Origin of the sequence: Sinomonas mesophila, assembly GCF_001999765.1 — a bacterium.
In the GTDB taxonomy this organism is placed as follows: Bacteria; Actinomycetota; Actinomycetes; order Actinomycetales; family Micrococcaceae; genus Sinomonas; species Sinomonas mesophila.
Genome location: NZ_MTIC01000040.1, coordinates 1 through 5,596, shown reverse-complemented (window position 1 = coordinate 5,596; position 5,596 = coordinate 1). Strand labels below are relative to the sequence as shown.

Below are 5,596 nucleotides of genomic sequence, written 5' to 3'. Positions count from 1 at the left end.
GCACGAACTCGTCCGCGAGCGGGCCCGCGCTGTTCTGCGCAGCCTTGGTCATTGCGCTCTCGAAGCCGACGCCGGCCTCGACCGAGATGAGCATCTGGTCGAGCATGTTGGGCAGGGCGAACTGGATGGCCCGACGGCGCTTCGTGGCGGCGTTGATGAGCAGCAGGTCGGGCAGGAAGTAGCCGAAGGCGCCGAGGCCAAGCAGCAGCACAACAAACGGCCCGGAGGGGCTTTGCAGCAGGAACACCAGTCCCACCGCGAGCCCGACGGCCGCGAGGACCGGCTTCAGGGTGAGGACGCGCTCGAGGGGCCAGGCCTTCGGCCGGCCGGCTCCCGCGAGCTTGGTGTCCAGCCAGCCGGCGTACCCGGCGGGCACGGCCTTCTGGGCGAGCCGGGTCAGCGCCTCAGGGACAGAGGCCGCTGATCGCTGAGGGGTGTTCTTGGCCAGGCCGAGGTTCTGTTCGATGCGCTGGCGTGACGTGCGGTCGGCGGCGACCAGGGCCCACGTCAGGTACGCTGCCGGCGCCACGACGAGGAGCACGGCGCTCAGGGCGATGATGTTCATTGTCTGTGCTCCTAGTACTTGGGCTTGGTGAGCCGCAGCATCCAGATCGTCCCGATGGTGAGCATCACGGCCACGACGCCGAGCATGATCCAGCCCGGGAGGGTTGTGTAGAACACGTTCGCGTACGTCGGGTTGATGACCGAAATGAAGATCAGGAGGGCGATGGGCAGCCCGACCAGGACGATCGCGGACAGCCGTCCCTCCGCCGTGAGCGCCCGGACCTGCCGCGCAAGATAGGCCCGCTCCCTGATCGTGTTGTTGACGTTGTCCAGGACCTCCGCGAGGTTTCCGCCTACCTCGCGCTGGGTCTCGATGGCCTGCGCGGTCCACAGGAAGTCCTGGCTCTTCGTGCGTGCCGCGGTCTCGGCCATGGACTCCCCTAGGTCGCGTCCGATCCGGTTCTCGTTGACCACTCGGCGCAGTTCGTCGGACATGGGCTGGGAGGACTGGTCCGCGGCCGTGTCGACGGCCCGAAGCAGGCTGTGGCCTGCGCGCAGGCTGCCGGTGAGCAGCTGGAGCGTGTCCGGCAACTGCTCGGCGAACTTGCCCTGCCGCTTTGATGCCTTGAGGTTGAGCCACACGAGCATTCCGACGACGAACAGCAGCGCCAGGAGGACGCCCAGGCCCAGATTGGCGAGAAGCGTCCCCAGAATTGCTACGCCGAACGCCCCGCAGACACAGATGAGGATGAAGTCCGCCGCGCGCAGGGACACGCCCGCCTGCTCGAACTTGTCCACCGCCAAGAGCTTGAGCTGACGCCCATGCAGCTGCTTGTTGACGGTTTCCACAGCCCTGACGGCGAGGGCAGAGAGCGCCGATTCGTCGTGACTCGCCGACTTCGGCCGGCGACGGTCCTTGGTGACGGTCCGCCCTGACTTCATCCAGATGATGACCACTCCAGCGAGCCCCGCGTACACCGCCGCAAGGCCGACGACGAGGATGAGTGTGCTATCCACGGCCCATCCTCCCGAACTGGCTCCCGAAGACCGCGGGGCTGAGGGGGATGCCGAGCTCCGCGAAGCGCTCCGTGAACCGGGGACGCACGCCGGTCGGGATCGGCTTCCCCAGGAAGCGGCCCGTCGAGTCCACCCCAGCCGTGTAGTCGAAGAGGAACGCGTCCTGGAGGGTGACGACGTCGCCCTCCATCCCTTGGACCTCCGTCACGTGGGTGACGCGGCGGGTGCCGTCGCGGAGGCGGGTCAGGTGGACGATGAGGTTGACCGCGGAGGCCACCTGTTCGCGGATGGCCCGGAGCGGGAGGTCCATGCCCGCCATGAGCACGAGGGTCTCGAGGCGGGCGATCGCGTCGCGGGGGGTGTTGGCGTGGACCGTGGACAGGGAGCCGTCGTGGCCGGTGTTCATGGCCTGCAGCATGTCCAGGGTCTCCCCGCCACGGACTTCGCCGACGACGATGCGGTCGGGCCGCATGCGGAGGGAGTTGCGCACGAGGTCGCGGATCGTGATGGCGCCCTTGCCCTCGATGTTGGGCGGGCGGCTCTCGAGCCGGACGACGTGATCCTGCTGCAGCTGAAGCTCGACCGCATCCTCGATCGTCACGATGCGCTCGCTGCGCGGAATGAACGAGGACAGGACGTTCAGGAGCGTCGTCTTGCCCGTGCCAGTGCCACCCGAGACGATCACGTTGAGCCGGGCCGCGACGCACGCCCGCAGAAGCTCCGCCATCTCAGGCGTGAGCGACCCGATCGCGATGAGCTTCTCAACGCTCAGGGCCTCCTTCGAGAACTTGCGGATCGTGAGGGCGGCTCCGTTGACGGCCAGTGGGGGGATGATCGCATTGACGCGCGAACCGTCAGCGAGCCGGGCGTCCACGAGGGGCGAGGATTCGTCGATGCGGCGGCCAACCCGGGAGACGATGCGATCGATCACCCGGCGCAACTGCTCCTCCGAAGCGAAGGTCGTCGACGTCGGGGACAGCTGGCCGTCGCGCTCGACGTACACCTGGTCCGCGCGGTTGACCATGACCTCCGTGACCGAGGGATCGTCGATGTACCGCTGGATGGGGCCCAGGCCGAGGACGTCATCCATGACCTCGTTGATGAGGCTGTCCCGTTCCGACGACGTGAGGGGGACCTGCTGCTCGGCGACGACGGTGCGTAGCTCGCTGCGGACGTAGTCCTGCAGCTGGGCCTCGTCCAGCGCCGAATCCGCGATGCGGGCGCCGACACGCTCGTAGAGATCCGTCGTGACCTGCTCCTTGAGCTCGCGCAGGGCGTGGCTCGAGGCCTCGGACACTCCGGGCGTGGAAAGAGTCGCGACCTGCCTGGCCTCGGCATCGGCGGCAGCCTTCGCTTCGACACGCCCCGACAGCGTCGATGCCGGCCCCCTGTCGAGAAGTGGGGCGTCCGTCGGTGCGGTCGGCTGGTGGGGGTCTGCTGCGGCGTCGGAGTCCTCGCCCCCGCTGCCTCGTGTTGCGTGCAGCCTGTCGAAGAGACTCATTGGAACACCTCCCGGCGATGGGTCTGGCGATGGTTCTTGTCCCACTGCGGCTTGAACCGCTCGATGAGCGAGCGCAGCCCCTTGGCAACTGGATCCCTCAGGCCGTCCTGGAGCACGGGAATGCCCCTGTTGGTGCTGAGGGGAAGAGCCCGCGAGCGGGGCAGCACGAGGTCGACGGGGACTCCCAGCGTGGCCTCGACGTCCTTGACGCTGATGCCGGCCTTGCGGTCCGCCATGTTGAGCACGACGATTCGCTTCTCCGGCAGCAGGTGCAGCTCGTCGAGGACCTCCAGCCCCGTCTTGAGGCCACGGACACTGGGAATGTCCATTCCGCACACCCAGACGCCGTCGGTCGCCTGCTCGAGGACGGCGAGCACGTGCTCTCCAAGACCCGGGGAGGTGTCGATGACGACGAACTGGAACTGCGTGGTGAGGTGCTTGATGAGCTCCGCGACGACCGGGACGCTGATGCGATCCGCGTCCGCAGGGTTCCTCGGCGCGCACAGCGCATAGATGCCTGCGGGATGCGAGGTCAGGTACGTCTTGAGCGAGAGGACATCCTGCGGGCCCGTCGCCGCGTCGACGATCGTTCGCTCGGGTGTCAGACCGAGGCCGCTCGCGACATCGCCGAACTGCAGATCGAGGTCGACGACGACCACGGACATCGGCGCGATCCTGCCGAGGCCCACCGCAATGTTGGTCGCAAGGGTCGTCTTGCCGACGCCCCCCTTGGGGGACATGACCGCGATGACTCGGCCTTGCCCCTGTTCGAGCGCGGAGGCCCCCTCCGAGAAGAGGGAGCCGGCAGCCCGTGTGGCTGCCGCCTGGGCGGCATCCTCGAGATGATCCCGCAGGAGCTTGGAGTCGATGTCCGGGGTGACGAGGTCTCGTACGCCGGCACGCATCGCCGACAGCGCGAGATCGGGCGTCGCCTGTGCGGCGTAGACCGTGCTGACGTGGGGCATGACGACATCGAGCGCGGCGGCGAACCGCAGAACGTCATCGGTGCGCAGGTCCGGCCCGAGGACGAGGACCTCGAGCGGCTCGCCCACGAGCTGTCGTACGAGGTCCGCCGCCTCGGCGGGGAGGTAGTCAGCCTGGAAGGCCTGGAGCGACCCAGCCAGGCTGGCTGTGGCCAGCCGGGTCCGGTGCTCGAAGTCCGCGTCAGCGGTGACGAGGGCGAAGCGGCTCATCGGAATACCTTCGTCCGGTCGACGACACCCTCGTTGTTCTCGATTGCCTTGGAGGGTTCCTTCGAGAGGTAGAGCGATCCGAACTCCGTGGCGAAGACGATCCGCTCAGCCTCGGCTGCGGGCCGTGCGAGAGTCACGAGGTACTCGCCCGTGCCTGCTGCTCCACTGGACTTCAGACCCCCACCGGAGGCGTTCTCTTGGGGGGAGCTGGCGTTGTTGGAGGCCGCTTCTCCTGAGGCCAACTGCACGCCAGTGACCAAGACCTTGTGGAAGGTGAGCTGGGTCTGGGCTCCGTTCGCGCCGTCACCGAGCGAGAAGAACACGCCGACCGTGTCCCCCGCGGAGAGAGTGCCGCCGACGACGCGCTCGATCGGGAGCTTGACCGTCACTTCCTGCATGCCCTCAGGCACCGCGACGCGGCCCTTCCCCTCGACCTGATCGGGGGATGCGAAGCGGGAGGCCAGGAGCACCTCGCCCGGCTCGAGGGCCACGGCGGCGACCTTTCCCTGGAGGTCGTTGAGATCCGTCAGAGCGCCCTCCGGAAGGGCGGCGGCCGGAAGGGACTTCTTGGTGACGGCGTTGCCGAGAGATGCAGCCGGCGTGTTGGCGGCGACTGCCGTCTGGACGACGTAGACCTCGCGGGTCTCCGTGCCGGCGAAGGCGCGGCTCTCCGCGCCGTTGACGTAGGTGATGAGAAGGAAGGTGCCGATGATTGCGACAATCAAGGCGGCCACGCCTCCCAGTAGGCGGGTCCTCATGGGGTTCTCCTGTGGTTTAGTCGATGAGTTGGTAGCCCGGGGTGCCGAAGTTGCCGCCTCCGAGCTTCCAGGTTTCGAGGGATTCGAACTTGACGAAGCGGCCGATGACGCAGCGCTCGCTGCCCGCGCACGTCATGTCTGAGTCGAGCGATGCCGGCATGTAGGTGAACGGGTTGCGGCCGGCACCGCTGAACTGCCAGGCGACGATTTCGAGGGTGGCGTAGCCCAGGATGTGGAACTCCGCCTTGCTTCCCTCGTACGACCCATAGTCGAAGATCGGGAAGGGGACCTCGACGCTCTTGCCGGCTTCCAGGTCGGCGATCCATTGATCCAGGACCGGCTTGCAGTCGGCGGGGTCGTTGCCGGGATCTGAGCCGATGGTCTCGTCCACGGCCGTCTCGGCCTCGCACGGGCTGGACTCGTCCAGCCAGCCCCAGCCGCCTGGAACGGTCTGGCCGCTCGCGTTGCGCTGGCACTCCATGTCGGAGGGCGTCGCGTTCTGGCCATTGCCCGGCTTGTAGGAGAACTTCTGCAAGTCTCCCGTTTCCGTGCCCGGGGCGAGGTCGAAGCAGGTGTCGGATAGTGCGAGGGGGAAGCCCGAGCCTGCGCCGGGGTAGCCCCAC

At 67.7% G+C, this 5,596-nt stretch carries 4 protein-coding genes and 2 pseudogenes; all 6 read right to left on the bottom strand.

All coding sequences use genetic code 11. From position 1 onward, the window contains the following. Positions 1-565, bottom strand: a pseudogene (locus tag BV907_RS17960) (type II secretion system F family protein); the annotation flags it as partial. Positions 566-576: 11 nt separating this feature from the next. Further along, positions 577-1,521, bottom strand: coding sequence for a type II secretion system F family protein (locus BV907_RS17955; RefSeq protein WP_077491118.1), 945 nt, complete (start codon positions 1,519-1,521; stop codon positions 577-579). Further along, positions 1,514-3,022 carry a TadA family conjugal transfer-associated ATPase gene (locus tag BV907_RS17950; protein WP_077491117.1) on the bottom strand — a complete coding sequence of 503 codons (1,509 nt, stop codon included), beginning with the start codon at positions 3,020-3,022 and terminating at the stop codon, positions 1,514-1,516. Before BV907_RS17950 ends, BV907_RS17955 begins: the two co-directional genes overlap by 8 nt. Next, positions 3,019-4,215: a CpaE/TadZ family protein gene (locus tag BV907_RS17945; protein WP_077491116.1), complete on the bottom strand. Its 1,197-nt coding sequence runs from the start codon at positions 4,213-4,215 to the stop codon at positions 3,019-3,021. The genes BV907_RS17950 and BV907_RS17945 overlap by 4 nt, the downstream gene beginning before the upstream one ends. Continuing rightward, positions 4,212-4,949, bottom strand: a complete 738-nt coding sequence (gene cpaB / locus BV907_RS17940; RefSeq protein WP_245828079.1) for a Flp pilus assembly protein CpaB — start codon at positions 4,947-4,949, stop codon at positions 4,212-4,214. The genes BV907_RS17945 and cpaB overlap by 4 nt, the downstream gene beginning before the upstream one ends. A gap of 40 nt (positions 4,950-4,989) precedes the next feature. Further along, positions 4,990-5,596: pseudogene (locus tag BV907_RS19050) on the bottom strand (hypothetical protein); the annotation flags it as partial.

Bases quoted from the DNA above. Each gene is read 5' to 3' on its own strand.
- BV907_RS17950 (WP_077491117.1), bottom strand. From the start codon at position 3,022: ATGAGTCTCTTCGACAGGCTGCACGCAACACGAGGCAGCGGGGGCGAG.
- BV907_RS17945 (WP_077491116.1), bottom strand. From the start codon at position 4,215: ATGAGCCGCTTCGCCCTCGTCACCGCTGACGCGGACTTCGAGCACCGG.